Raw genomic sequence first — 26151 nt, 5'->3', positions numbered from 1 at the left:
GCCGGGGTCGCGGCGCTCGGCGGCCTGGCCATCGCGGTGGCCGGCGGCGCCGCCGTGAGCAGCGTGGCCGGGCCGCTCCTCTCGGGCGCGCTGGCCGACGGCGTCGACTTCGCCGGGCTCGCCGAGGGCTTCGGCCTCGAGGGACTCACAGGCCTCACGGGACTCACCGACGGGATCGACGGCGTCAGCGAGGGCGTGAGCGGCCTCACGGAGGGCGTCGACGGCCTCGCGCAGGGCGGCGCCGAGCACCTCACCGGCATCGGGGACGGCATAGGCGGCCTGGGCGACAGCGTCGGCGGACTCGCCGAGGGCTTCCGGATCCCCGGGCTCGACGACCTGTTCGGCCGCTAGCCGGACCAGTTCACGACGCGCGCGCGTCGCCTCCGCCGGCCGTCGCCTGCAGGCCGCCGTCGAGGAACGCGACGATCCACCCGAAGCTCACGTCGATGTCGGTCGCCATCTGGAAGTCGTCGGCGACCTCGAGCGTCGCGAAGCCGTGCAGCACGCTGCGCAGCATCCGGAGGGCGTGGATCCGGTCGGCCTCGCCCAGCCGGTAGCCATGCAGCACGGCGGACAGCGCGTCGAGGGTGCGGGCGCGCGCCGGGTCGAGCGGATCCCCCTCGCCCGCCGACCGCGCGCCGACCGTCGCCGCGTAGCGCCCGGGATGCGCGGTCACGTAGTCGCGCAGCGCGTGCGCCGCACCGGTCAGCGCCTCCTGGCCCGCCCGGCCCTGCGTCGCGTCGCGCATCGCGTCGCCCGCCTCGGTGGTGGCGAGCACGGCGATCCGGTGCTGGAGATCGGCGAGGGAGGCGACGTGCTTGTAGAGCGAGGGCGTCTTGACCCCGAGCCGCTCCGCGACCGCGCCCATGCTGAGGCCCGCGAGGCCGATCTCGTCGGCGAGCGCGGCGCCCGCCTCGGTGACGGTCGCGGCGTCGAGCCCGGCCCTAGGCACGGGCGCCCGGGGTCGTCGCGGCGAACGTGCGGCCGAGGAACGGCAGCAGCAGGGCCAGCACCGCGTCCGGCGTCTCGGTGTGCGGGTAGTGCCCGGCGCCGTCGATGACCGCGAGGTCGCCGAGGCCGGCGGGCAGGTCGGCGAGGATCCGCTCGCCCTCGGCCCGCGGGTCGGCCCAGTCGGGATCCGCACTGCCCTCGACCACGAGCACGGGGCACCGCACGTCGCCGAGCCGGGCGCCGGCATCCGCGGGGCTGGTCTTCGCCATCGCCTTGAGCACCGCCATGCGCTCGGGTCGGCCGAGGCTCGCCCGGATGCGCCCGCTCTCGGCGGCCCAGTCGGCGGGCTTGGTGGGGAACGCGAGGTCGAGGTACCGCATCCATCCGGCGAGGCTGCCGCCGAGGAGGACGCGGGCGAGCTGGACGGTCGCCGCCCGGTGGGCCGTCGCGCGGAGGAGGCCGCCGAGGTCCGCCGACTGCGCGCGGGTGAAGGGCGCGAGCTCGACGACGCCGGTGATGACGTCCGGGGCGTCGGCCGCCGCGATGGTCGCCGCGCCGCCGCTGATGGACTGGCCGACGACGACCGCCGGGCCGCCGAGGTGCCGCACCAGCGCGACGAGGTCGCCCGCGATGTCGGTGCGGCTGTAGCCGCTCCAGCCGGTGCTCGACTCTCCGCAGCCGCGGATGTCGAAGTTCGCGACCCGGTAGCCGGCGGCCACGAGCTGCGGCACGAGGAAGCGGTAGGAGCGGCGGCTGTCGCCCATCCCGTGGGCGAGCACGACGAGCGGGCCGTCGCCGCTCAGGTCGTAGGCGAGGGTCTCCACGCCGATCTCCATGGTGTCGCTCATCATGTCCTCCCGGGCAGCTAATCGTCGTAGCTAGAAGCTAACACAATTAGCCACCTGGGGAAGACCGTCGTCGGGACCTGCGTCGAGGTCCCGCTCAGTGCGCCGCCACGCCCTCCGGGACGGGCTCGGCGGGGCGCCGGACGAAGAACGACGCGACGATCGCGGCCAGCGAGATGAACCCGCCGATCATGAAGGCCGCCTGCACACCGGCCGCGGTCGCCGTCACCTCCGACTGCCCGTCCGCGAGGCCCGCGACCGTCGTGGTGGTGAGCACCGTGACGAACAGCGCCGTGCCCGCGGCCCCCGCGAGCTGCTGCATGGTCGAGACGGTCGCGCTGCCGTGCGAGTAGAGGCGCGGCGGCAGGGATCCGAGCGCCGAGGTGAGCAGCGGCGTGAACATGAACGCGAGCCCGGCGTTGAGCACCAGGTGCACCGCGATGACCCAGCCGATGGACGTGCCCTCGTGGAGCATCGTGGTCATGCCCCAGAGGGCGATGCTCACGACGATGGCGCCGGGGATCACGAGCGGGCGCGGCCCGACGCGGTCGAACAGGCGGCCGACGATGGGCGACAGGATCGCCATCAGCGCGCCGCCCGGGAGGAGCAGCAGGCCGGTCTCGAGCGTGCCGAGCTGGAGCACGTTCTGCAGATAGAGCGGCAGGACGATGAGGCTGCCGAACAGCGCCATCATGCTGACGCTCACCATGATGATCGCGACCACGAACGGGCGGCTGCGGAACGTGCGGAGGTCCATGAGGGCGCGGTCCTCGCGCTGCAGCGAGACCTGGCGGGTGATGAACGCGGCGAGCGCGAGCACGCCGACGGTGATCGGGATCCACAGCGGCAGGGGCGCGTCGCCCTCGGCCGACTCGCCCAGGCTCGAGAGGCCGAAGATGAGACCGCCGAACGCGAGCGTCGAGAGCACGACGGAGAGGATGTCGAACGGCAGCTTCCGCGGGGTCGTGAGGTTCGTGATCTTCCAGAGGCCGAGGGTCAGCGCGATGAGCGCGATGGGCAGCACGATCCAGAACATCCAGCGCCACGAGAGCGAGCTGAGGATGAGGCCGGAGACCGTCGGGCCGATCGCCGGGGCGACCGCGATGACGATGGAGATGACGCCCATCAGGCGGCCGCGGCGCGCGGCGGGCACGAGGTTGAGGACGGTCGTGAACAGCAGCGGCATCATGATCGCCGTGCCGCTGGCCTGCACGATGCGGCCGAGGAGCAGCACGCCGAAGCCGGGCGCGATCGCGGCGATGAGCGTGCCGATCGAGAACAGCGTCATGGCGGCGCCGAACACCTGGCGCGTGGAGAAGCGCTGCAGGATGAAGCCGGTCGCGGGGATCACGACGGCCATCGTCAGCATGTAGCCGGTGGTGAGCCACTGCGCGGTGGCGGTGGTGATGTCGAGGTCGGCCATGAGGCTCGGGAGGGCGACGCTCATGATCGTCTCGTTGAGGATCACGACGAACGCGGCGACCACGAGCAGGCCGATGACGAGCGGGGCGCCCTGCGGCAGGCGCTCGTCCTCGGGGGCGACGGCGCGGTCGTCCGCGGCGCGGCTCGTGGTGGGGAGGGTCTCGCGCCGGGTGTCGGCGGAAGGCGGCGTGGTCATGGGGTGTCTCCGGGGAGTGGATGGCGGGGCGCACGCGACGCTGCGGAGCGGGGACGATCCAGATGTCAGACTCGGACCATGTGGCAGTCTATGACACGAACGACGGATCCGGCAGGTCGGATCCGCGAAGGGCGGACGACGGCATGAGCACGGTGAGCGAGACGGCGGACGCCGAGAGCGCGGGTGCGACCCTCCCGGCGGGCGGCGCGACCGGCCTCCGCGAGCGGCGGCGCATGGCGACGACCACCGAGATCAGCGAGGCGGCGCTCGCGCTCTTCGAGCAGCGCGGCATGGCGGCCACCACCATCCACGACATCGCGCAGGCCGCGGGCGTCTCGGACCGCACGTGCTTCCGCTACTTCCCGAGCAAGGAGGAGTCGGTCCTCACGCTCCACCCGGTGTTCGACGCGCCGCTCGACGCCTGGCTCGCCGACGTCGACCGCGGATCCGCGCCGCTCCCCCAGCTCGAGGCCGTCTACGAGCGCGTGCTCGCAACCCTCGACGGCGACCTCTCCGCCATCGCCCACCAGCAGCTGCGCGTGCGCCGGCTCATGGCCGCGGAGCCGCAGCTGCGGTCGACGGCGGTCTCGATCGACGCGACGCGCTCGTGGGAGCTGGCCGAGCGGATCACGACGGCGTTCGGCGGCCGCATCACGGCACAGGAGGCCCGGCTCGTGACCGAGCTCGCGGGCGTCGCGGTGCGCGCGGCCTTCGACGAGTGGGCGGATGCGCGCACGGCCGGCCTCGACGCGACCCTCGTCGCGTCCTACGCAGCGGTGCGCCGGCGGCTCCGGGACATCGCGGGCACGGGCGCGGCCTGAGGCGCGGGCGCGGGCTGGCCGCGCGCCTGTCGTCTGAGATCCGCGGACTGCGACTCCCGGAGGCGTCCGAGCACGGACGCATCGGGAGCTGGCGGACCGTGACGGGGACGCTGCGCGGCCGTGTCGCCTCCGCCGACCCTGTTGCTCCGCTCGCTGAGGGCGACGAGCGCGAGGTGGCGGTCCGCCGTCCAGCAGACGAGGCGCCCCTTCTGGTCCTTGTTGCGTGCGAGGACACCCGCGTCGGCCAGCTGGGTGAGCGCCCGGTGCGCGGCCACCCGTGACACGCCGTGGGTGCGCGCGGCGCTGTCCGCAGTGAGCACGGGATCCGTCGCGAGCCGACCGAGCACGCGCAGGACGACCGCGTCCGCCCGAGGCCGCGCGGGGGTGAGTCCCTTCTTTCGACGATGCTCCACGAGCCGCTCGACGCTCTCCTCGTCGAGCCGGGCGACGTCCTCCGCCAGACGCACCGCGGTGCCGGCGGCCAGCTCGGCCGCCTCCGCGAAGGCTCGGACCCACTCGTCGACGCGGCCGGCGCGGAAGGCGGTGAGCCCGGCGATGTACGCGTCCGCATCCGAGGCGAGGACCGTCGAGATGGGGATCAGGATGTCGCGCACCGCGTCGCCGCGTCGCAGGACCGTGTGGATGAGCGCGCGGCCCGTGCGGCCGTTCCCGTCGATGAAGGGGTGGATGGTCTCGAACTGGGCGTGCGCGATGGCCGCCCGCACGACCGGGTTGCCCTCCGTGTCCGTGCAGAAGCGGGCGAGATCGTCGAGGAGCCGACGGACCTCGCCCTCCGGAGGCGGCACGAACTCCGCCCGGAGCGGGGACCAACCGGATCCTCCGACCCAGTTCTGCTCCGTCCGGATCCCCTCGGCGAGCGACGGCTCGATGACGTGCTGGAGCGCCTCGATGTCCGGGACGGTGATCGGGCGCTCCCGATCCGCGAGGGCGTCGATCGCCTCCTCCGTGGCGCGCACGTTGGCGATCACGTCGAGGGCGACCCGCGTGCCCTGCTGCAGGAGCTCGGCGATGGCGAGGCGCTTCGGCGTGACGCGGTTCCCCTCGATCCACGACGAGGAGATGCTCTCCGACCGGATGAGCAGGTGGTTGAGATAGCCCGCTCGGCGGCCGATCCGCTCGTCCGCCCTCGCCAGCACCGCGAGGGCGTCGGTCGCGGCGTCCTGCGCCTCTCTCCCGATCTGCGGCAGGCCGGTGGCCAGCTCGTCCGGCACGAACGCCCGGTACGTGCCGCGCGCGCGGTCACGGCGGCTGAGATGAGCGGATTCCTGCGGCTCCCAGACGAGCTCGACGTACGTCACGTGCGGCTCCCCTCCGTCACCCCCTGGGTGCAGTCATTAACTTTAGTACTAATAGAAGTATCAATCAGGGGCTCTGATCACGCCTGTCGCGCGGCGACGGACGGCCGTCCGGATCCGACGGCGCGCGCCGCATCCAGCCCATGCTCGAGGTCGCGGAGGATGTCGGCGATGTCCTCGATGCCGATGGAGACGCGGAGGAGGCCCGGCCAGATCCCGGCGGCGTCGCGCTCCTCGGGAGTGCGGCCGGCGTGCGTGGTCGACGCCGGGTGCAGCACGAGCGAGCGGACGTCGCCGAGGTGGGTCATGCGGCTGAAGAGCTGCACCGCGTCGGTGAACGCCTCGGCGGCCGGCTCCCCGCCCGCGAGCGTGAACGAGAACACGGATCCCTGGCCGTCGGGCAGGTACGTGAGCGCCAGGTCGTGCGACGGGCTCGACTCGAGCCCCGCGTAGTCGACCGACGACACCTCGGGCCGCTGCTCGAGGAAGCGCGCCACCGCGAGCGCGTTGGCCGAGTGGCGCTCGACCCGCAGCGACAGCGTCTCGATGCCCTGCCGCAGCAGGAACGCGTTGAACGGCGCGGGCGTCGGGCCGAAGCGCGAGGCGACGACCTCGCGGGCGTACGCGGCGAGCGCGCCGCGGCCGAAGCGGTCGGCCCAGCTCGCGCCGCCGAACGAGCGCTCGGGCTGGTTCAGGTGCGGGAAGAGGTCGGGACGGGCGGCCCAGTCGAAGGATCCGCCGTCCACCACGACGCCGCCGAGCACCGCGCCGTGGCCCGCGAGGAACTTGCTCGTCGAGTGCACGACGACGTCGGCGCCGTGCTCGATGGGCCGCAGCAGGTAGGGCGTCGCGAGCGTGGAGTCGACCACGAACGGCAGGCCGTGGCGGTGCGCGACCCCGGCGATGCCGGCGAGGTCGAGCAGGTCGTTCTTGGGGTTCGGAATGGGCTCGCCGAACAGCACGCGCGTCTCCGGCGTGATCCGGCGCTCCCACTCGGCGAGGTCGCGGTGGTCGTCCACGAAGTCGACGCCGATGCCGAGCCGGCCGAGGCTTCCCTGGAAGAGGGTGCGGTTGCCCTCGTAGACGCTGCGCGAGGAGAGGATCCGGTCGCCGGCCTGGAGGATCGACAGCATCGCCGTCGCGGTCGCGCCCTGTCCGCTCGCGAGGAGGAGCGCCTCCGTGCCGCCCTCGAGGTCGGCGAGGCGCCGCTCCACCTCGTCGGTCGTGGGGTTGCCGTTGCGCGTGTAGAGGTACCCCTCGTCGGCCCCGGCGAAGCGGTCGCGCGCCTCGGCGAAGCTGTCGAAGACGAAGCCGGCGCTGAGGTGCACGGGCGCGACACGGGCGCCGTGGGCGGTGTCGGGGGTGGATCCGGCGTGCACCTGCCGCGTGGTGAAGCCGGCGGCGGCCGCGGCGGCGGCGCGCGCGGCGGCGTCGGGCGCGGCCGCGCGGATCCCGTCGAGCACGCTCACGAGCCGAGCACCCGACGCGAGGCGATGGCCGCGCCCTCGACGAGCGCGGCGAGCTTCGCCCACGCCACGTCGGTGGCGACGAACTCGTAGCTCGCGAATGTCGACAGGCCGCAGTCGGTGCCGGCGATCACGCGCGCCGGGTCGCCCACGGCGTCGACCACCTCGAGGATCCGGTTGGCGATCACCTGCGGGTGCTCCAGGTAGTTGGTGGTCACGTCCACCACGCCCGGGATGAGCACCGCGCCCTCGGGCAGCGGGTGCCCGCGGAACGACGGCGCCTCGTGCTGGTGCGCGGGGTTTCCGAGCGGGATGCTGAACGCGCCCACGCGCGCCCGGTAGAGGTGCGGGAGCAGCACCTCGACGGGCACGTCGTCCTGGTGCGGGCCCTGCCAGTTGCCCCAGCACACGTGGAGGCGCACCTTCTCTCGCGGGATGTCGCGGATCGCGTGGTTAAGCGCGTCCACGTGCAGGTCGACCGCGGCGAGGAACTCCTCGAGCGTGGCGTCGCCGAACTGGATCACCCGCTCCATCGCGAGGTCGGGTGCGTCGAGCTGCAGGGTGTGGCCGCGCGCGACGATGGCGTCGTACTCGAGCTTGAGCTGGTCGGCGAGCGCGAAGACGTACGCGCGGTCGTCGCCGTAGTGCGGGTTCGCGGCGTCGAGCAGCAGGGTGGTCGAGACGATCCCCGGGGTCGCCGCGGAGAAGAACGTGCCGGCGGGCGCGAGGCCGCGACCGGCCTGCACGGCGAGCTCGCGGGCGAAGCCGTCGAGGTCCTCCGTGATCCCGGCGAGCGCGGGGTCGTACTCGAGCAGGCCCTGGGCGACCGGCGGATCCCAAACGCACGCCACGTCCGCACCCTCCACGATCTGCTTCGCCTGGAACGCGGCGTACTCGGGGAACTTGATCGAGTCGAGCGTGGGCTTCCGGTGCCCGGCGCCGCCGAACCCGTCGATGCGCTCGAGCACGTAGGTCGAGAAGCCGACGCGCGGCACCTCGCCGTCGTTCACGATGTCGAGCCCGGTCTCCAGCTGCTTCCGCACGGTGTCGGCGACGGCCGACGCGGTGAGCTCCGCGAGCTCGTCCTGGTCGAACGCGCGCCGCTGGTCGCGGGCGACGAGCAGGCGGGTCAGCTCGGGCGTGCGCGGCAGGCTGCCGGCGTGCGTGGTCAGGATGCGGTCCGTCATGCGGGGGCTCCTCAGTGGGTGGCGGCGGGGGCGGGGGCGGCGACGGGAGTGGAAGCGGCGGCGGCTCCGACGGCGGCCGCGATGCGCCGCACGGCCTCCCTCAGCACGTCGGGATCGCAGGCGAGGTTGAGGCGGGCGTGGCCGGCGCCCCCGGTGCCGTAGCAGTGGCCGGCGTTGAGGGCGACTCGAGCCCGCTCGAGCAGCACCGCGGCCGGGTCGGCTCCGAGGCCGAGCGGGCGGAGGTCGAGCCAGGCGAGGTAGCCGGCGGCGGGGCGGTGGTGGACGACGCCGGGCAGGTGCTCGGCGAGGAGGGAGGCGAGGAGCCGGTCGTTCGCGACGATTCGGGCGATGGCATCGTCGAGCCAGTCGGTACAGGAGAACGCGGCGACGTTCGCGTGCAGCCCGAGGATGCTCGTGCGACAGGCCACCTCCTCCACGAGGCCGTCGAGCAGCGCGTGCGTGCGCGGATCCCCCGCGATGACGAGCGAGCACTTGGCGCCCGCGAGGTTCCACCCCTTGCTCGCGGAGGTGACGCAGACGGAGCTCGCGCCGAGCGACTCGGCCAGCGGCGCGAACGGCGTGAAGGTCGCGCCCGGGAGCGTGAGCGGCGCGTGCACCTCGTCGCTGATCACGAGCACGTCGTGGCGGGCGGCGAGCCGGGCGACGGCCGCGAGGGTCCGGGCGTCGTGCACGATCCCCATCGGGTTGTGCGGGTTGCAGAGGAGGAACGCGTCGACCCCGGACGCGAACGCGCGCTCGAGCCCCGTGAGGTCGAGCGATGCGCGGCCGTCGGACACCAGGAGCGGCACCTCCTCGACGCGCGCGCCCGCCTCCTCCACCAGCTCGAAGAAGGGCGGGTACACGGGCGGCGTCACGACCACGCGGCCGCCGCGCGGCACGGCGAGCCGCAGGGTCTCGACGATGCCGACGCTCACGTCGGTGGCGATGCGCACGCGGCTCTCGTCGACGATCCAGCCCCACCGCTCGCGGGCGAACCGGGCGAACGCGGGCGCGAGCGGTCCCGGCCCGTCGAGGTAGCCGACGTCGGACGCGCGCACGCGCCGCACCAGCTCCTCGACCACGGGCTCGGCGATCGCGTAGTCCATCTCGGCCACGAACAGGGGCAGCACGTCCGCGGGGAACCGCGTCCACTTGATACTCGTGCGCTGGCCGCGGATCTCGTCGATCGGCGCCGTCGTGACCTCCACCATGGCGGCCATGGTCCCGCCCGCCGGCCGCGGTCGCGAGCGCGCGCGTCACACGACGACACGCACCGCGGGCGGCTCCCGTCCCCGAGACGCGCGTCCGGGTGCGGATCCGCTCCATGTGGACGGATCGCCTGCCGTCCAGCCGCCCGTGGGTACGGTGCTCCCGCCCGACCGCGGTTCCCGCCGTGCCCCGAACGAGGAGTCCCCGCATGCGTCGTCCGCTGCAGCCCAGCCTGCCCCTCGCGTGCGCCGTCGCCGTCCTCGGCTCGGTCTGCGTGGTCGCGCTCGCGTTCGGCGCCTCCCTCGTGGCGGGCACCGTCCGGCTGCACGCGCTCGTGCACGCGGATCCGGACGCCGATCCGTTCGCGGGTCCCTTCGCGCCCGCACCCGCGTCCGCCGGCTGAGGCACGGCACGGCACCCGCTCCACCTCTCCATCTCGATCCCTCCCGGCGACGCGCGATCCACGTGCGCACAGCGCCACGAACGGAAGCCTCGCCATGCCCTCCTAGCTGCTCTGCGCCCCGCCCATCTACGGTCACGTGGCACCGCTCGTCTCCGTCGGACGCGGGCTCGCCGCCCGCGGGAACGACATCGCCCTGCTGACGGGCGCGAAGTACCGCGAGCTGGTCACCGACGCCGGCCTCACCTTCGCCCCCCCCTGCCGGCCGACGTCGACTACGACGACGCGGAGCTGGACGGCCTGCTCGGCGAGGCCGACGCCGCGCGCGGCGTCGCGGCGATCCGGAAGGGGATGATCGCCATGTTCGTCCGGGTGATCCCCGGGCAGCACCGCGCCCTGCTCGAGCTCCTGGAGGAGGGCCGGTTCGACGCGGTGCTCAGCGAGTCGGCGTTCACCGGGGTCGCGCCGTATGTCGCCCTCGCGCGTGCCGAGCGCCTCCCCGTCCTGGGGCTGGCCACCACGCCCGTGACGCTCACGAGCGTCGACGCGGCGCCGTTCGGCGCGGCCCTCCCGCCCGGTCGCGGGCCGCTCGGCCACCTCAGGGACCGGGCGCTGACGGCGGCGATCCGTCCCGGGCTCACCCGCCCGCTCCGGCGCGCGGTCGACGCCGTGCTGGCCGAGATCGGCGCGGCGCCCTCGCGCACGGACACCTTCGACTTCCCCTACCTCTGCTTCGACGAGCTCTTCCAGCTGAGCGTCCCCGCCCTCGAGTACCCGCGCCGTGAGCTGCCCGACACGGTGCGCTTCGTCGGGCCGCTGCGGGCAGCGCCGGGCAGCGCGCACGACACGGCGCTGCCGGACTGGTGGTCCGATCTGCAGGACGGCCGCCCCGTCGTGCACGTCACCCAGGGCACCATCGACAACGCGGATCCCGGCCGGCTCATCGCCCCGACCCTGCGCGCCCTCGCGGACGAGGACGTGCTCGTCGTCGCGACCACGGGCGGGCGCCCGGTCGAGGAGCTGGAGCGCGAGTTCGGCGGGCCCATCCCCGCCAACGCGCGTGTGGCGGAGTTCGTCTCCCACGACCTGCTCCTGCCGCTCTGCGACGCGGTCGTGACGAACGGCGGGTTCGGCGGCGTGCAGCGCATGCTGGCGCACGGCCTGCCGCTGGTGGTCGCGGGATCCACGGAGGACAAGCCCGAGGTCGCGGCCCGCGTCGCCTGGGCCGGGTGCGGCAGGGACCTGCGCACGGGGAAGCCGCGGCCGAGCGCGATCCGGCGCGCCATGCGCGACGTCCTCACCACGCCCTCCTACCGCGCGCAGCCGGGAGCTCGCCACCGTGATCGCCGCGCTCCCGGATGCGGTGGACGTCATCGCCGAGGGGCTGGCCGCCGCGGTCGCGGCGCGTCCGGCTCCCCCGGTGGAGCCGGCGGAGCGCACCGCATCACCGGAGTCGCCGGAGTCCCTGTCCGGACGCTGAGCTCCGCGGCGCCCCCGCGCGTCACGCGATGCGGATCAGCTTCCGGTTCGCGAACTCGTCGACCGCGTGCCGGCCGAGCTCGCGGCCCGAGCCCGAGCGCTTCACGCCGCCGAAGGGCAGCTCGGCCGCGTCGCCGAGCACGAGGTTGATCCAGACCATGCCCGCGTCGATGCCGTCGGCGACCCGCAGCGCCTGCTCCGGATCCGTCGTGTAGACGTACGAACCGAGGCCGAACGGGGTGTCGTTCGCGAGCGCGACCGCCTCCTCCTCGGAGTGCACGCGGTACAGCGCGGCGACCGGGCCGAAGAACTCCTCGCGGTAGGCGTCCATCTCGGGGGTCACGTCGGCGAGCACCGCGGGCGGGAAGAGGTTGCCGTCCGGCTCTCCGCTCGCGAGGAAGGTCGCGCCCTGCGCGACCGCGCGGGACAGCTGCTCGGTGAGGCGCTCGGTCGCGGCGCGCGAGGAGAGCGGGCCGAGCACGGTGCCGTCGGACATCGGATCCGCGGGCTGCGCCGCCGTGAGCTGCGCGGTGAAGCGGGCGGCGAACTCCTCGTAGAGGTGGTCGATCACGAGGAAGCGCTTGGCGCCGTTGCAGGACTGGCCGTTGTTGTCGAGGCGCGCGGCCACCGCATCCTGGACCGATGCGTCGAGGTCGTCGGTCGACAGGAGGATGAAGGGGTCGGATCCGCCGAGCTCGAGCACGACCTTCTTCAGGTGCCGGCCGGCGATCTCGGCCACGGCGGCGCCCGCCCGCTCGGATCCCGTGACGGAGACGCCCTGCACGCGCGGGTCCGCGATCACGCCCTCGATCTGCGCGTTCGTGGCGAGCACGGTCACGTAGACGCCCGGGTCGGCGCCGAGCTCGGCGGCGGCATCCGCGAACATCCGCTGGATCGCCTCGGCCGACTCCGGGCACTGCGGCGCGTGCTTGAGCAGGATCGCGTTCCCGGTCACGATGGCCGGCGCCGCGAACCGGGCCACCTGGTAGTAGGGGAAGTTCCACGGCATGATCCCGAGCAGCACGCCGAGGCCCGAGCGGCGCACGAACGCGGATCCGGTGCCGTCGGCGAGCTCGATGGCCTCGTCGGCGAGGAACTCCTCGACGTTCCGGGCGTAGTAGGCGTGGATGTCGGCGGCGAAGTCCACCTCGCCGAGCGCCTGGTCGAGGGGCTTGCCCATCTCGCGCACGATGATCCGCGCCAGCTCGTCCCGGCGCTCCACGTGCAGCTCGGCGACCCGCGCGACGAGGGCGGCGCGCTCGGCGATGGAGGTGCGGCGCGACCAACCGCGGTAGGCGCCCTCGGCCCGCGCGACGGCCTCCTGCAGCTCCGCGTCGGTGATCTCGGGATGCACGGCGACGGTCTCGCCGGTGGTCGGATCGGTGACGGCGTAGCTGCTCATGGGGGCTCCTCCTCGGACTCCGCGCGGGTCACGCGGGTGGGCCCACGATATCGAGCGGCCCTGATCGCACCGAGGTCTCGCCGTTACCATCGGACATCGAGGATCGGAGTACCGCATGCCGGAGGATCGGGATGGCGCCGGGCGCGAGGAGCGCCGGCGCCGCGTGGAGGACGCCGCGCACAGCGGTGAGATGGAGGGGTTGCACCTCACCCCGAGCACGTCGGAGGACGCCGGCGAGTACGTGGCCGGACGAATCGACGCGACGGAGCTGCGCGAGCGCGTCCGCGCCCGATACGGCATCGGCTGAGCCACGCACGATGCTCGACAGGGTGGTCGCTCCCGCGACCCCCCGACCCAGGACGGCGGCCGCTGCTCGGGACCGCAGCAGGCTGGGCAGCCGGACCCCGCGTCGCGACACCGACCGCGGGCGCTGACGCGAGGCCCATCCGGCCACGCCCCGGTCAGTGCCCCGCGCCCAGCTCCCCCGCGAGGCGGCCGTGCATCGCGGCGGACGACGCGTTCATGCCGCTGATGACGGCGCGCTTGCCGTGGCGCTCGTACTTGTACGTGATGGCGTCGAGGGCCGCGACGGTCGAGGCGTCCCAGACGTGGGATCCGGTCATGTCGATGACCACGCGCTCCGGGTCGCCCGCGTAGTCGAACTGCGTGGTGAGGTCGTTGCTGGAGGCGAAGAAGAGCTCGCCGATGACGGCGTAGTGCGCGACCGGGGCGCCGTCCTCGTCGGTGCGCTCCGTGCGCTCGACCGTCGCGAAGTGCGCGACGCGGCGGGCGAAGACGATCATCGAGGCGATCACTCCGATGATGACGCCGATCGCGAGGTTGTCGGTGAGCACGACGACGATCACCGTGAGCACCATCACGAGCGTCTCGCCGACCGGCATGCGGCGCAGCGTCGACGGCCGGATGCTGTGCCAGTCGAAGGTGCCGACCGAGACCATGATCATCACGGCCACGAGCGCGGCCATCGGGATCGTCGCGACGACGTCGCCGAGGCCGACCACGAGGATCAGCAGGAACACGCCCGCGAGGAACGTGGAGATGCGGGTACGTGCGCCGGAGGCCTTCACGTTGATCATCGTCTGGCCGATCATCGCGCAGCCGCCCATGCCGCCGAAGAGGCCCGAGAGGATGTTCGCGCCGCCCTGGCCGAGCGTCTCGCGGGTCTTGCGCGACGGCGTGTCGGTGATGTCGTCGACGAGCTTGGCGGTCATCAGCGACTCGAGGATCCCGACGAGCGCCAGGGCGAGCGCGTACGGCGCGATGATCCGCAGGGTGTCGAACGTGAGCGGGACGTCCGGGATGAAGAGGGTCGGCAGGCTGTCGGGCAGCGCGCCCTGGTCGCCCACGGTCGGCACGGCGAGCGCGGTGACGACCACCGCGACGGTGATGACGACGATCGCGACGAGCGGCGCGGGGACGACCTTCGTGATCCGCGGCATCACCACGATGATCGCGATGCCGCCCGCGACCAGCGGGTAGACGAGCCACGGCACGCCCACGAGGTTCGGGATCTGCGCGGAGAAGATGAGGATCGCGAGCGCGTTGACGAAGCCGACCATCACCGAGCGCGGGATGAACCGCATGAGCTTCGCGACGCCGAGCAGGCCGAGCACGATCTGCAGCAGGCCGCCGAGGATCACGGTGGCGATGAGGTAGTCGAGGCCGTGGTCGCGCACGATCGGTGCCACGACGAGCGCGACGGCGCCGGTGGCCGCGGTGATCATCGCGGGCCGGCCGCCGAGGAACGCGATGGCGACGGCCATCACGAACGACGAGAAGAGGCCGACGCGCGGATCCACGCCGGCGATGATCGAGAACGAGATCGTCTCGGGGATCAGCGCGAGCGCGACCACGAGGCCGGCGAGCACCTCGCGGCTGAGGAGGCGCGGGCTCCTCAGCGCCTGGAGGACGGTGGGGCTGGGCTGCCGGACGGGCGGCGCGGGGACGGTCGGGGTGGATGTTCCTGAGGCCATGGATGGGCTTCCGTTCTGTCGCGGGCATCGCGCCCGCACTGATGAGGTCGGTGGCGCGTCGTCGCGCGGGTGTCGCGGCCGCCGTGCGGGCTGCCGGGAGGGGAAGGGGATCGGAGCGGGGCTCCTGCACCAACCCTAACGTGAAGGGAGGGTTGGCGTCACGTCGGCCCACGACATGGGCGCGCGGAGCGCCCGGGCGGACTCCGCGGCGCGGGCATGGGAGACTCGATGCTGACCGCGCCTCGCGCGCCGCCGCTCACCACCGTGACACCGGACCCCGCCGACACCGGCTGGACCCTCATCCGACCGGGAGCGAGGCGGCACCCGCGCGACGCGCGTCGCATCCGCCCCCGTCGCCCGCGACCCGGCGCCGCACCACCCGTCCTCCCGGACGGCCCCTGACATCACCGGAGGCACCGTCTCCACGCACGAACCGCGCGAGCACGACCTGCGCACCTCGGCATCACCCGCACGACCTGACCAGAAAGGCACCATGCCTCCCACGTCCCACGCCCACGCCCTCGACATCGCCAAGCCCGGGCGCCTGCCCCGCGGCGGCCTGCGGGTCACGCCCCTCGGCGGCCTCGGCGACGTCGGCCGCAACATGACGCTGTTCGAGTACGAGGGCGAGCTGCTCATCGTCGACTGCGGCGTGCTCTTCCCCGAGGAGAGCCAGCCCGGCATCAACGTGATCCTCCCCGACTTCAGCACCCTGCGCGGGCGCCTCGACAAGATCACGGGCATCGTCCTCACGCACGGCCACGAGGACCACATCGGCGGCGTCCCCTACCTCCTGCAGGAGCGGCCCGACATCCCCGTCATCGGATCCCGCCTCACGCTCGCGTTCATCAGCGCGAAGCTCGAGGAGCACAAGATCAAGCCCGTCACCCGCCAGGTGAAGGAGGGCGACCGCATCGACGCCGGCAAGTTCAACCTCGAGTTCGTCGCCGTGAACCACTCCATCCCCGACGGCCTCGCCGTCGCGATCCGCACGGGCGCCGGCATGGTCCTGCACACGGGCGACTTCAAGATGGACCAGTTCCCGATGGACCGCCGCCTCACCGACCTCGGCGCGTTCGCGCGCCTCGGCGAGGAGGGCGTGGACCTCTTCCTCACCGACTCCACGAACGCGGAGGTCCCCGGCTTCACGACCGCCGAGAAGGACCTCACGCCCGCCATCGAGAAGGTGTTCCGCACGGCGCCCAAGCGCATCGTCGTCTCCAGCTTCGCGAGCCACGTGCACCGGATCCAGCAGGTGCTCGACTCCGCCGAGCAGTACGGCCGCAAGGTCTCGTTCGTAGGCCGCTCGATGGTGCGGAACATGAAGATCGCGTCCGACCTCGGCTACCTCCGCATCCCCAAGGGCCTCGTCATCGACCTGAAGGCGCTGAACAAGCTGCCGGACGACAAGGTCACGCTCATCTGCACCGGTTCGCAGGGCGAGCCGATGGCGGCGCTCAGCCGCATGGCGCGCCGCGAGCACATCATCGAGGTGGGCGAGGGCGACACGATCCTCCTGGCCAGCTCGCTCATCCCCGGCAACGAGAACGCCATCTACGGCGTGATCAACGGCCTGATCCGCTGGGGCGCCGACGTCGTGCACAAGGGCAACGCGAAGGTGCACGTCTCCGGCCACGCCAGCGCCGGCGAGCTCGTCTACTGCTACAACCTCGTCAAGCCCCGCAACGTGCTGCCCGTGCACGGCGAGTGGCGCCACCTCGTCGCCAACGCCGCCCTGGCCGAGAGCACGGGCGTGAAGAACGCGCTCGTCATCGAGGACGGCGTGAGCGTCGATCTCGTGAACGGCCGCGCCTCGATCTCCGGCCGGGTCCCCGCGCCCTACGTGTTCGTCGACGGCATGACCATCGGCGTCGCCACCGAGGAGGCGCTCGAGGAGCGCCGCACGCTGGCCGCCGAGGGGCAGATCACCGTGCTCGGCATCTTCGACGAGAAGGAGCAGAAGCTCATCCACCCGGCCGAGCTCATCACGCGCGGCTTCGTCGAGCACGAGGGCTGGATCCCGGAGGCCGAGGCCGCCATCAGCACCGCCCTCAAGAACGCGGCCGCCAAGCGCCACCTCGACGGCGTCGCCGCCGAGCGCGCCATGAGCGACGGCCTGCAGCGCTGGCTCCAGCGCCGCCACCGCCGCACGCCGGTGGTCACGGTCATCGTGGTGGACGCGGACTAGCACCACCCGCTCCTCGCCGCGGCGCCGCATCGGTAGCGTCGTGGCATGGACGACGAGCGGGACCCGGGGCTGGCGGCCGCCGTCGCCGACTCGCTCGGGCGTCCCGTCGCGGCGCTCGAGGGCGTCGTCCGCGAGCCGCTCGAGTACGACGCGTTCCTCGCGCACCGGTCGGTGACGCGGATCCGCGGGCGGGCGCGCCTCGACGACGGCAGGGCCCTGCCGTGGACGCTCGTCGAGAAGCGCACCGAGGGTCCCACGCTGGCCGTCCCGTACCTCGTCGACAACGGCGCGCGTGAGCTGGCCGCCTACCGGTCGGGGCTGCTCGACGCGCTGCCGCCGGGGATCCGCGCGCCGCGTGCGCACGGGACGCTCCGGGATGCGTCCGGCGGCGTCACGCTCTGGATCGAGGAGGTGCGGCACCTCGGTCCGCGGCCGCTCGACCGCGCCGCGCTGCTCGACGCCGCGGCGGCGCTGGGCGCGCTCGGCGGGCAGTGGCTCGGACGGGCGCCGGAGGATCCGTGGCTCTTCACCGGCTGGATCGACCGGCACGCGCAGCCCGAGGCCGGGGCCGACGGGATGCGGATGCTCGCGGCACCCGGGCCTGCCGCCCGCGCCCGCCTCGGCGCGCGCATCCCCGCGGCCGCGCGGCTGCTCGCCGGGCAGGACCGCGTGCGCCGCGTGCTCGAGGCGCTGCCGAGGACGCTCTGCCACCACGACGCGACGGGCGCGAACGTGTTCCGCGACGCGGGCGGGATCGTGCTCATCGACTGGGAGTCGGTGGGGCCAGGACCGGTCGGCGCCGACCTCGCGTCGCTCCTGTGCTCGTCGGTGCGGCGCGGCGACGCGTCCGCCGCGGACGTCGCGGCCGTGCTCGACGAGGCGGTCGACCGCTACGCGCAGGGGATCCGGTCGACCGGGCCGGATGCGCCCACGGACCTCGTGCGCCTCGGCCTCGACGCGTCCATGGCGCTGCGATGGAAGCTCGCGGCGGATCTCGTCGCCGCCCTCGACGCCGGATCCGCACCGCGCCGCGGCAGCCTCCCCGGCGAGCCCGCGGAGGTGGCGATGGAGGAGCTCGCGTCGCTGCTCGACCTGGTGCTGCGGGCCGCGGCGCGCGCGCTCGCCTGACCGCCGCACGCGCCCCTCGTACGATGCTCCGGTGACCACCCGCATCCGCCTCGCCACCACCGCCGACCTCGATGCGCTGCAGCGGATCGAGGACGCGGCCGACCGCCTGCTCGTCGACCTGCTGCGCCCGGAGGACTGGCCGCCCGCGCCGTCCGGGGTGTCGCGCGCCGCGGAGCCCGGCTTCTTGCTGGTCGCCGAGGACGCCGCCGAGGCCGACGGCCCGCTCGTCGGCTTCGCGCACGTCCTGGAGATCGACGACCTGGCCCACCTCGAGCAGGTATCGGTGCCGCCCGAGCACGGCCGCCGCGGCCATGGCGGCGCCCTCGTCGAGGCGTCCGCCGACGAGGCCCGAGGGCGCGGCCATCGGCGGATCACGCTGCGCACCTTCGCCGACGTCCCGTGGAACGCGCCCGCCTACGCCCGCGCCGGGTTCGTCGAGGAGGAGCCCGCGACGCCGTTCCACCTCGCGCTCGTGGAGACGGAGGCCCGGCTCGGCCTCGACCGGCTCGGGCGGCGGATCCAGATGGGGCGCGAGCTGGGGTGAGCGGACCCGCGCACCGACCGGGATCAGCTGCCCGGCTTCTGCAGCTCCCCGGTCACGTACTGGGCACGGCCGAAGCCGAACGACCAGTCGGCGGCGGTGTTCTCGACGAAGCCGATGACGAGGTCCTCGCCGGCGACGCCGACCTCGGCGAGCGAGTCCGCGAGGACGCGGAAGAACTCCTGCTTCTCCTCGGTGCTGCGGCCAGCCTGCGTGAAGATCTGGATGATCACGACCTGCTCGGACCGCTCGATGCCGAGTCCGACGTCGAGGGCCGTGAGCCGTCCGGGAGCGTGCTCGGTGACGATCTGGAAGCGGTCGCGCTCCGGGAGGCCGTAGACATCCACGAGCGTGCGCATGAGGACGTCGCCGATCGCGGTGATCTGCGTGTCGGGTCGGCCTTCGACGAGGTCGATGCGGATGAGGGGCACGGGGATCCCTTCGTTCGGGCGAGGGTGGGAGGGGGGTCGCAGCGGGGCTCAGTCGCCGCCGGCAGCGGAGTCGGACCAGACGGCGCGGGCACCCGACTCCCCGATGCGCACCGTCGTGACGATGGCGCCGACCGAGGAGACGGCCACGGCGACGGCCAGCACCGCGGTGACGGCGACGTGACGCGACCGGGGGATCGGGCGCGCGTCGCGGCCGGGCCGGCGCGGCTCCTGGGCGGCGAGGCGGCGGATCCACAGCCACTGCGCCACCGCGACGACGAACACCGCGACCGCCCAGGGAAGCAGCGTGTCGCCGAGCTCGGTGTGCACCTCGAGCACGGGGTTCGCGCCGACCTTCTCCTCCAGGTTCTCGCCAGAGGACGTCGCGAGCGGCACCGCGATCAGCGAGGCCAGGGCGACGAGCGGCGTGATGATCCCGAGCCGTCGCGCGAACGCGGGCCAGAGCGCCGACACCAGGATGAGCAGGGCGGCCGTGGGGAACGCGACCACCACGAAGTGGACGATGAGGGGATGCAGCGGCAACCCGTTGATCTGCCAGGACATGCGGTGGCCTCCTCGTGCGTCGACGCGGGTCGATCCGCACGACGGGACGACGCCCGACGCACCGTGGCCCGCCTGCTGCTCATGCTGTCGCACGAGCGGCCGCCGGCGCCTCCGCTGAGCGCGATCCCAGCGTGCGGCGCCCGCACCCCAGCGTCCGCGCGGGAACGCGGGTGTCCGCTGGCTACCGCCCCCGCGCCGTCCGCGGGGCACGGCGGCGGCCGATCCGGGGATCGACCGCTCGACGGATCAACCCGTCCTCATCCCGGCCGATAGGTTCCGCGGGAGTCGGACCCCCGGTGTGCAGCGCTCACGGGTGCCACGCGGCGGCCCTGTCCACCGAGGGAACGGGACGATCATGCGCGCATCGCGGCTCTTCTCGACGCGACCCGCCCTGCGGGGTCTGCTCCTCTGCGTGGTCGGCGCCCTGATCACCGGCAGCGGGATCCTCGGCATCGTCTCGGCGCTGCACCAGGGGGATGTCCGCGACGCCTTGACGGACGGCGCCGGCGTGACGGCGGAGGGGACGCTGACCGAGGTCGTCACGCTCCACTCCTCGACGCACCGCACCCGGTACTCCGACACGGAGCACTGCCCGCGCTACGCGTTCACGGCGGCCGACGGCTCGCGGCAGACCGTGCTCGACCGGACGCAGTGCAGCGATCGCGCGGACGACTTCACGACCGGCTCGACCATCCCCGTCCTGTACGACCCGGCGGATCCAAAGGTCGCCATCATCGACACCCCCGGGGCCCGCGGGAGCTCCCGGAGCGGGCTCCTCTTCGCGATCCCGATGACGCTCCTCGGCCTCGGGCTCCTCATCGCCGCGCCCTCGGCCGTGCGACGTGCACGGCGGAACCGCGCGGCCGAGGACGCCGCCCGCGCGGAGATGCCCGTGCTGGGCGGCGAGCCGACGGCCTACCCCGAGGTCGCCGCCGCGGCCGCGGTCGCATCGGCGGCAGGGACCGGGTCCGAGACCGACGTCAGCGTCACGGAGCGGTTCGCGCGCCGCGTGGCGTCGGGCCTCGACGGCACCCCGTTCATGGTCGAGCCGTGTCCCGACGGCTTCCGGGTGGGATTCGCGCTGGCGGACGCGCGATGGTGGTCGATCCTCCAGTACTCCGACGTGCGGGACAGCATCACCTACACCGTGCGGGTCGACGAGCGGAAGAACCGGTTCCGCATCGACGACACCCTGCGCACGCTGTCGTGGAGCGCGGGGGCGACCGGCATGGTGCCGCGTCTCGGGGTGTCGTCCTCCATCCGGTCGGGGCGCATCCGGTACGGCCGCATCATCCAGCTGGGGCTCGATCCGGGCGGCGTGCTCACGGCGTTCAGCCCCGACGCGGAGCGCGCGCGCATCGTCGAGACGGGTCGATCCCTCGGGCTCCGACCGGGCGCGGGCCGCTCCACGCTCATCGGCCTGTGGGCGGCGGGCGGCGCCATCGGCCTCTGCATCATCGGCGCGTCGACCGCCCTGCTGATCATCGCGCTGACCGGGTAGCGACCCGCCCGCCGCGTCACCCGAGGTAGGCGAGCACGGCCAGCACCCGCCGGTGGTCCTCGCCCGTGTCCTCCAGGCCGAGCTTGGAGAAGATGCTCGTCACGTGCTTCTCGATCGCGCCCGTGCCGATCACGAGGGCCCGCGCGATCGCGGCGTTGGTGCGGCCCTCCGCCATCAGCCCGAGCACCTCGCGCTCGCGCGGCGTGAGCGCGGTGAGGGGATCGCGGCGGCGGGCCATGAGCTGCGTCACCACCTCCGGGTCGAGCACGGTGCCTCCGGACGCGACGCGGCGCACGGCGTCGTCGATCTCCTCGAGCCGGGTCACGCGGTCCTTGAGCAGGTAGCCGATGCCGGCCGTCCCGCTGCGGAAGACCTCCTCGGCGTAGGCGGCCTCGACGTACTGGGAGAGGAGCAGCACGCCGATCCCCGGGACGCGCCGGCGCGCCTCGACCGTGGCGCGGATCCCCTCGTCGGAGAAGGTCGGCGGCATCCGCACGTCCATCACGACGACGTCGGGGGCGTCGTCGGCGAGCGCCGCGAGGAACCCCTGCGCGTCCGCGTGCTGGGCGACCACGTCGATGCCGGCCTCGACGAGCACGCGCGCGAGCCCTTCGCGGAGGAGCACCGCGTCGTCGACCACGACGGCCCGGATGCGCGCTGCATCCGGGGCGTCGTCCATGGTCCCGAGCGTAGCGATCGGGATGCTCACGCGGCGGGGTCGGGCGATGCGGCGACCGGGCCGCCCGCCGCGGGACCGGCGCCGGCGGATCCGTCGGTCGGCACGCCGTTCAGCGTCAGCAGGGGCACCCGCGCCGTGATCCGGGTCGGGCCGCCCTGCGGGCTGGAGATGCTCACGTCGCCGTCGAGCGCGCCGATCCGTCCGACGAGCCCCTCGAGGCCGTGCCCCTCCCGGACGGACGCGCCGCCCTGGCCGTCGTCGGTCACCCGGGCGACGAGGATCCGCGTCCCGTCGAAGTCGCGCATCAGCACCAGCGTGACGTCCGCCCGGGTCGCCCCGGAGTGCTTCGCCACGTTGGTGAGGAGCTCGCTGACCGTGAAGTAGACGTTCCGCTCGACCTCGGTCGGGAGCACCAGGTTCTCGGGCAGGTGGACGTCGAGCGCCACGGGGACGGTCGACCGGGAGGCGAGCGCCTCCAGGGCCGCCACGAGCCCGCGGTCGAGGAGGATCGGCGGGGCGAACCCGCGGGACAGCGCGCGCAGCTCCTCGAGGGTGTCGTGCGCGTGCTCCGAGGCCTCGGCGATGAGGGTCCTGGCGCGCTCCGGATCCGTGTCCAGCGCGCGCTCGGCGGCGGCGAGGTCCATGCGGAGGCGCACCAGGCGCTGCTGCGGCCCGTCGTGCAGGTCGCGCTCGATCTGGCGGAGCGTCTGGCCCTCGGCCGTTACGGCGCCGGCGCGGGACTGCTCGAGGCCCTGGACGCGGCGCTCGAGGACGTCGGACTTGAACCCGCCGAGGAGCGCGTGATCCGTCCAGTAGTGGGCGAGCACGGCGCCGCGCCCCCAGAGCGGGAGGAGCACGACGGACAGGATCATCGCCGTCACGCCGAGGACGCCGGCGAGGGCGAAGGTGCGTCCCGCGTCGTAGCCGCGCTCCACGAGGAGCTCCTCGAAGCGCCACCCGTAACCGAGGATCGCGATCCCGCCGCCGATCGGCCCGAGGAACCCGGCGACCAGCAGGGCGCCCGCGCCGAGCGTCACGAACGACACCAGCGGGTAGACCACGACCGCGTGCAGCAGGTGCAGCCAGTAGTGCGGGTTCGCGACGGCCGAGAGGATCCGCATGGCGCGGTTCTGCTGCCACCGCGGCGTCCAGTCGACCGGGCGGATGGGGCGGGGCTCGGCCCACCCGATCCGCACTCGCTCGACGGCGCCCAGCCCGCGCGCCGCGAACAGCGCCGCGAGCAGCGCGACGGCCGCGAAGATGCCCGACGCGGACCAGAGGAGCGAGTCGAAGAGGCTGTAGACCGCGGTGGGGAGCGCGAAGTAGACGGTGGCGAGCAGCAGCGCGGTGAGCGCGAGGTACCCGAGGTCGCGCGGGAGGTGGCGCCAGGCGTCGGCGTAGAAGGAGCGGCGGCGGGGCAGCGCGGGCGGTCGCGTGGCGTCGCCCGCGTCTACGTCGGCTCGGTCGTCGGCGTCGGCGGGTGCGGCGGGGAGGTCCTCGGGTGGCACGGGCGTCGATTCGGCCTCGGTGGTGGGCGGTGTCTCGTTCATGACACTCAGCCTCGCGAGGCGCCGGTGCGGTTCCCATCCTGCCCGCTCCCGGATCGGGGGTGGGGTCAGCCCCACCCCCGGCGACGACGGAGCGGACCCTTCAGGCCAATCCGTCCTACGCGACGCACGCGAGCTCCCCGATTCTCCGAGGACCGACGCGCTGTGGACGGCGAAGAGTCCCGGCCCATGGTCGCGGTCACGCACAAGGAGCGTCGTCACGGGAGCCTCGCCTATTTCCTGCCGCTTTTCTTCGGATTCCGACGGCGGTCGGTCGCATCATGTGCGACGACCCCCTTTAGGGCCCGGGCGTTGGCGCCCCGCTGTCCCGTGCCGAGCACGGCCACTAGAGGAACTATGACGTCGGTGACGAGAGTTGGCAGTACCAATTTAAAGACAACGAATGTCCCTACGACTACGACGGGACCCGGATCGGAGGAGCTCCACGCGCTGAGTAGCGCAAGAAGAGAATTGCCTTCTACAGACAGGAGGGCGAAATGGATCATGGAAGTCTCGATGCCGGCGCGGGAGCCTGCGCCGCACCTAGATCGACTGACCATTGATCGGTGACTAAAAAAGCTTCCGCATCCGGGATGCACCGATCAAGCGCGAATTCGGCTCACAACCGCGGGGTGTTGAGCATGACGCTTGTCGGCCTTCGGGGAGGAAGGTTCTCGACTCCAACCCTCCCGGGGAGCTTGTCGATCCAACGGCGAACCTGTCGCAGTTGGGCCACTCCGCGTACCCGGCGATGACCTCCTGGGTCAACTCTCCGGTGAAGCACCTGGCTCCACGCGTTGAAATGATTGTAGCACCTGAGGCCATCGTTTCAACGTCAATTCGGGCATCTCCTTCAAGAATGCCTGGAATTCCAGCAGGACGGGGCCCTCTCAGACGGCGCAACTCCCGTGGGGGCCAGGCCTCACATGTCGACCTTCGACTTCACGGGCCTAGCGGCAGAGCGCGTGCACACGCACGGCCTCGACGGAATCGCCCCGCCCCTACCGCCCCCGCGCCGCCCGCCCGCGCCACAGCAGCCACACGAAGTACGGCGTGCCGACGAGCGCGGTGACGAGGCCGGCGCCGAGCTGGCCCGGGGCGATCGCGGTGCGGCCGAGCAGGTCGGCGAGGGTCACGAGGGCGGCGCCCAGCAGGATCGCGACGGGGAGCACACGGGCGTGGCGCGACCCGACGAGCGCGCGGGCCGCGTGCGGCGCGACCAGGCCGACGAAGCCGATCACGCCCACGGCCGCCACCGCCGTCGCCGTGAGGACGACCGCGATCGTGAGCGCGAGCAGGCGCGCGCGACCGAGCGAGACGCCGAGGAGGCGCGGGGTGTCGTCGTCGAGGGCGACGAGGTCGAGCATCCGGTGCCGCGGCGCCGCGACGGCCACGGCGAGCGCGAGCGCGGCCAGCACTGGCAGGGCGTCGTCGAACCCGCGGCCGTAGGTGGATCCCGACAGCCAGGTGAGCGCCTTCGCCCCGTCGAACGGGTCGGTGAGCACGATGATCATGCTGATCGCCGCGGCCGTGCCCGCCGAGACGCCGACGCCGATGAGCACCAGCCGGTTCTGCGGGAACCCGCCGCGCGCCGCGAGCCCGAACACGACGGCCGCCGCGGCGAGGGCGCCCAGCCCGGCGGCGCCCGCGATGCCCCAGCCGGACGCGAGCGGCGCGGTGGTCACGAACAGCACGGCGCCGAGGCCCGCGCCGCCGGAGACGCCGAGGATCGCGGGATCCGCCAGCGGGTTCCGGGTCACGGCCTGCACGAGCACGCCCGCCAGCGCGAGCGCCGCACCGGCCAGCACGGCGGCGAGCACGCGCGGCACGCGGGTGTCGAGCACGTAGCTGACGACGGGGCCGGCGGTGCCGCGGATCCCGTTGACGACGTCGCCGAGGAGCAGCTTCGCGTCGCCGAGGAGCACGGCCGCGACGAGCAGGCCGACGAGCACCGCGACCAGCGCGCCGACCACGAGCGCGACGCGGCGGCGGGTGACCACGCCGTGCCGCTCGGTGGGCGCGGACGTCGCGCTGTCGCGGGTGCGCACGGCCAGCACCACGAGCACGATCGCGCCGATGAGGGAGGTGACGAGCCCGGTCGGCACGGCGACCGACGCCTCGGCGCCGACGACCGCGCGCAGCAGCACGTCGGCGAGGAGCACGACGGCCGCGCCCATGAGCCCGGCGACCGGGATGAAGACCCACGAGCGCCGCACGCCCGGCACGAGCCGACGCAGCGGCCGCACGAACGCGGGCGCGTACAGGCCGACGAAGCCGATGGGGCCGGCGACCGTCACGGCGGAGGCGGCGAGCAGCACCGAGGCGAGCACGGCGACCACGCGGGTCGACCGCACGTGGACGCCGAGGCTGCGGGCGGCGTCGTCGCCGAGCCCGAGCGCGTCGAGCCGGCGGGTGATGACGAGCAGGATCCCGAGCGCGACCACCACGACGGGCGCCATCTGCGCGACCGCGTCGAACCCGTTCTGGCCGATGCCGCCCTGGCCCCAGCGGTAGAGGCCGCTGGTCTGCTCCGGGAAGAGGAGGAGGAGCGCGCTGGTGACGGATCCGAGGCCGAGCGCGAGCGCGCTGCCCGCGAGCACGAGGCGCACGGTGCCGGATCCGAGGCCCGAGACCGCGAGCACGACCGCCGCCGCGACGAGGCCGCCCACGAACGCGACGCCGGCGCCCGCGAGCACCGGCAGCGTGAGCCCGGTGACGGCCGCGACCGCGAGGGCCGCGTACGCGCCCGCGTTCACGGCGAGCGTGTCGGGCGACGCGAGCACGTTGCGGCTCACGGTCTGGAGGGCGGCGCCGGCCGCGCCGAGGGCGAGGCCCACGAGGATCCCCGCGGCCATGCGCGGCAGCCGCGACGCGACCACGACGGACG

Annotated in this window: 21 protein-coding genes and 2 pseudogenes; 9 read left to right on the top strand and 14 right to left on the bottom strand. The window is 73.6% G+C overall.

The window, feature by feature from the left end:
* Positions 1–351 (top strand): annotated as a pseudogene (locus tag HDR73_RS10205) (hypothetical protein); the annotation flags it as partial.
* A gap of 10 nt (positions 352–361) precedes the next feature.
* Here HDR73_RS10205 and HDR73_RS10200 read toward each other — a convergent pair.
* The 3 genes from HDR73_RS10200 to HDR73_RS10190 form a co-directional block, all read right to left on the bottom strand.
* A complete protein-coding gene (locus HDR73_RS10200) occupies positions 362–952 on the bottom strand; it encodes a TetR/AcrR family transcriptional regulator (protein ID WP_012297817.1) in 591 nt (196 codons plus the stop codon).
* On the bottom strand, positions 945–1799 hold the full coding sequence (locus HDR73_RS10195; RefSeq protein WP_012297816.1) for an alpha/beta fold hydrolase: 855 nt from the start codon (positions 1797–1799) through the stop codon (positions 945–947). Before HDR73_RS10195 ends, HDR73_RS10200 begins: the two co-directional genes overlap by 8 nt.
* 94 nt (positions 1800–1893) lie before the next feature.
* Positions 1894–3414, bottom strand: coding sequence for a DHA2 family efflux MFS transporter permease subunit (locus HDR73_RS10190; RefSeq protein ID WP_012297815.1), 1521 nt, complete (start codon positions 3412–3414; stop codon positions 1894–1896).
* A gap of 80 nt (positions 3415–3494) precedes the next feature.
* Between HDR73_RS10190 and HDR73_RS10185 the strand changes: the two genes are divergently transcribed.
* Entirely contained in the window at positions 3495–4235 is a 741-nt protein-coding gene (locus HDR73_RS10185) for a TetR/AcrR family transcriptional regulator (RefSeq protein ID WP_287136431.1), read from the top strand.
* Here the strand turns inward: HDR73_RS10185 and HDR73_RS10180 are convergent.
* From HDR73_RS10180 to HDR73_RS10165, 4 genes are all read right to left on the bottom strand, one after another.
* Complete coding sequence (locus HDR73_RS10180; RefSeq protein WP_012297813.1) at positions 4181–5554, bottom strand: Fic family protein; 1374 nt, start codon at positions 5552–5554, stop codon at positions 4181–4183. The genes HDR73_RS10185 and HDR73_RS10180 overlap by 55 nt on opposite strands.
* Before the next feature lie 77 nt (positions 5555–5631).
* Positions 5632–7014 (bottom strand): O-acetylhomoserine aminocarboxypropyltransferase/cysteine synthase family protein, encoded by a 1383-nt coding sequence (locus HDR73_RS10175; RefSeq protein WP_106408702.1) that lies wholly within the window; start codon positions 7012–7014, stop codon positions 5632–5634.
* 2 nt (positions 7015–7016) lie between these two features.
* Positions 7017–8204 carry a cobalamin-independent methionine synthase II family protein gene (locus HDR73_RS10170; protein WP_012297811.1) on the bottom strand — a complete coding sequence of 396 codons (1188 nt, stop codon included), beginning with the start codon at positions 8202–8204 and terminating at the stop codon, positions 7017–7019.
* 11 nt (positions 8205–8215) lie between these two features.
* Positions 8216–9415, bottom strand: coding sequence for a MalY/PatB family protein (locus HDR73_RS10165; RefSeq protein WP_041464301.1), 1200 nt, complete (start codon positions 9413–9415; stop codon positions 8216–8218).
* Between the two features lie 206 nt (positions 9416–9621).
* Between HDR73_RS10165 and HDR73_RS10160 the strand changes: the two genes are divergently transcribed.
* Together HDR73_RS10160 and HDR73_RS16535 are read left to right on the top strand one after the other, a co-directional pair.
* Complete coding sequence (locus tag HDR73_RS10160; protein ID WP_041464300.1) at positions 9622–9816, top strand: hypothetical protein; 195 nt, start codon at positions 9622–9624, stop codon at positions 9814–9816.
* Between the two features lie 348 nt (positions 9817–10164).
* Positions 10165–11076, top strand: a pseudogene (locus HDR73_RS16535) (glycosyltransferase); the annotation flags it as partial.
* 238 nt (positions 11077–11314) lie between these two features.
* On the opposite strand, the gene HDR73_RS10155 reads toward HDR73_RS16535, so the two are convergent.
* On the bottom strand, positions 11315–12694 hold the full coding sequence (locus tag HDR73_RS10155; RefSeq protein ID WP_012297807.1) for an NAD-dependent succinate-semialdehyde dehydrogenase: 1380 nt from the start codon (positions 12692–12694) through the stop codon (positions 11315–11317).
* A gap of 115 nt (positions 12695–12809) precedes the next feature.
* Here HDR73_RS10155 and HDR73_RS10150 point away from each other — a divergent pair, with 115 nt between their 5' ends.
* The gene (locus HDR73_RS10150; RefSeq protein ID WP_012297806.1) at positions 12810–13001 is read left to right on the top strand and encodes an antitoxin VbhA family protein; all 192 of its coding nucleotides are present in this window, start codon (positions 12810–12812) and stop codon (positions 12999–13001) included.
* 154 nt (positions 13002–13155) lie between these two features.
* Here HDR73_RS10150 and HDR73_RS10145 read toward each other — a convergent pair whose 3' ends face one another.
* Positions 13156–14688 (bottom strand): SulP family inorganic anion transporter, encoded by a 1533-nt coding sequence (locus tag HDR73_RS10145; protein ID WP_012297805.1) that lies wholly within the window; start codon positions 14686–14688, stop codon positions 13156–13158.
* 493 nt (positions 14689–15181) lie between these two features.
* Here HDR73_RS10145 and HDR73_RS10140 point away from each other — a divergent pair, with 493 nt between their 5' ends.
* The 3 genes from HDR73_RS10140 to HDR73_RS10130 are packed head-to-tail and all read left to right on the top strand — an operon-like array spanning position 15182 to position 18548.
* Positions 15182–16876: a ribonuclease J gene (locus HDR73_RS10140; protein ID WP_012297804.1), complete on the top strand. Its 1695-nt coding sequence runs from the start codon at positions 15182–15184 to the stop codon at positions 16874–16876.
* 45 nt (positions 16877–16921) lie between these two features.
* Positions 16922–18004: a phosphotransferase family protein gene (locus HDR73_RS10135; RefSeq protein ID WP_012297803.1), complete on the top strand. Its 1083-nt coding sequence runs from the start codon at positions 16922–16924 to the stop codon at positions 18002–18004.
* A gap of 31 nt (positions 18005–18035) precedes the next feature.
* Positions 18036–18548 (top strand): GNAT family N-acetyltransferase, encoded by a 513-nt coding sequence (locus HDR73_RS10130; protein WP_012297802.1) that lies wholly within the window; start codon positions 18036–18038, stop codon positions 18546–18548.
* 23 nt (positions 18549–18571) lie between these two features.
* Here the strand turns inward: HDR73_RS10130 and HDR73_RS10125 are convergent, their stop codons facing one another.
* Entirely contained in the window at positions 18572–18976 is a 405-nt protein-coding gene (locus HDR73_RS10125) for a tautomerase family protein (protein WP_012297801.1), read from the bottom strand.
* A 48-nt stretch (positions 18977–19024) separates the two neighbouring features.
* Positions 19025–19537, bottom strand: a complete 513-nt coding sequence (locus HDR73_RS10120; RefSeq protein ID WP_012297800.1) for a DUF2231 domain-containing protein — start codon at positions 19535–19537, stop codon at positions 19025–19027.
* A gap of 355 nt (positions 19538–19892) precedes the next feature.
* On the opposite strand from HDR73_RS10120, the gene HDR73_RS10115 reads away from it, so the two are divergent.
* Complete coding sequence (locus tag HDR73_RS10115; RefSeq protein ID WP_041464299.1) at positions 19893–21038, top strand: DUF3592 domain-containing protein; 1146 nt, start codon at positions 19893–19895, stop codon at positions 21036–21038.
* Between the two features lie 16 nt (positions 21039–21054).
* Here the strand turns inward: HDR73_RS10115 and HDR73_RS10110 are convergent, their stop codons facing one another.
* The 3 genes from HDR73_RS10110 to HDR73_RS10100 form a co-directional block, all read right to left on the bottom strand.
* Positions 21055–21717, bottom strand: a complete 663-nt coding sequence (locus HDR73_RS10110; protein WP_041464815.1) for a response regulator transcription factor — start codon at positions 21715–21717, stop codon at positions 21055–21057.
* A gap of 26 nt (positions 21718–21743) precedes the next feature.
* Entirely contained in the window at positions 21744–23267 is a 1524-nt protein-coding gene (locus HDR73_RS10105) for a sensor histidine kinase (protein WP_012297797.1), read from the bottom strand.
* 998 nt (positions 23268–24265) lie between these two features.
* Positions 24266–26151, bottom strand: a 1886-nt coding sequence (locus HDR73_RS10100) for an iron ABC transporter permease (protein ID WP_287136428.1), incomplete at its 5' end; no start/stop codon positions are given.

The sequence above is a fragment of the Clavibacter sp. genome (genome assembly GCF_014802555.1).
Lineage (GTDB): Bacteria > Actinomycetota > Actinomycetes > Actinomycetales > Microbacteriaceae > Clavibacter > Clavibacter sepedonicus.
This window is presented reverse-complemented; position numbering and strand designations above follow the sequence as displayed.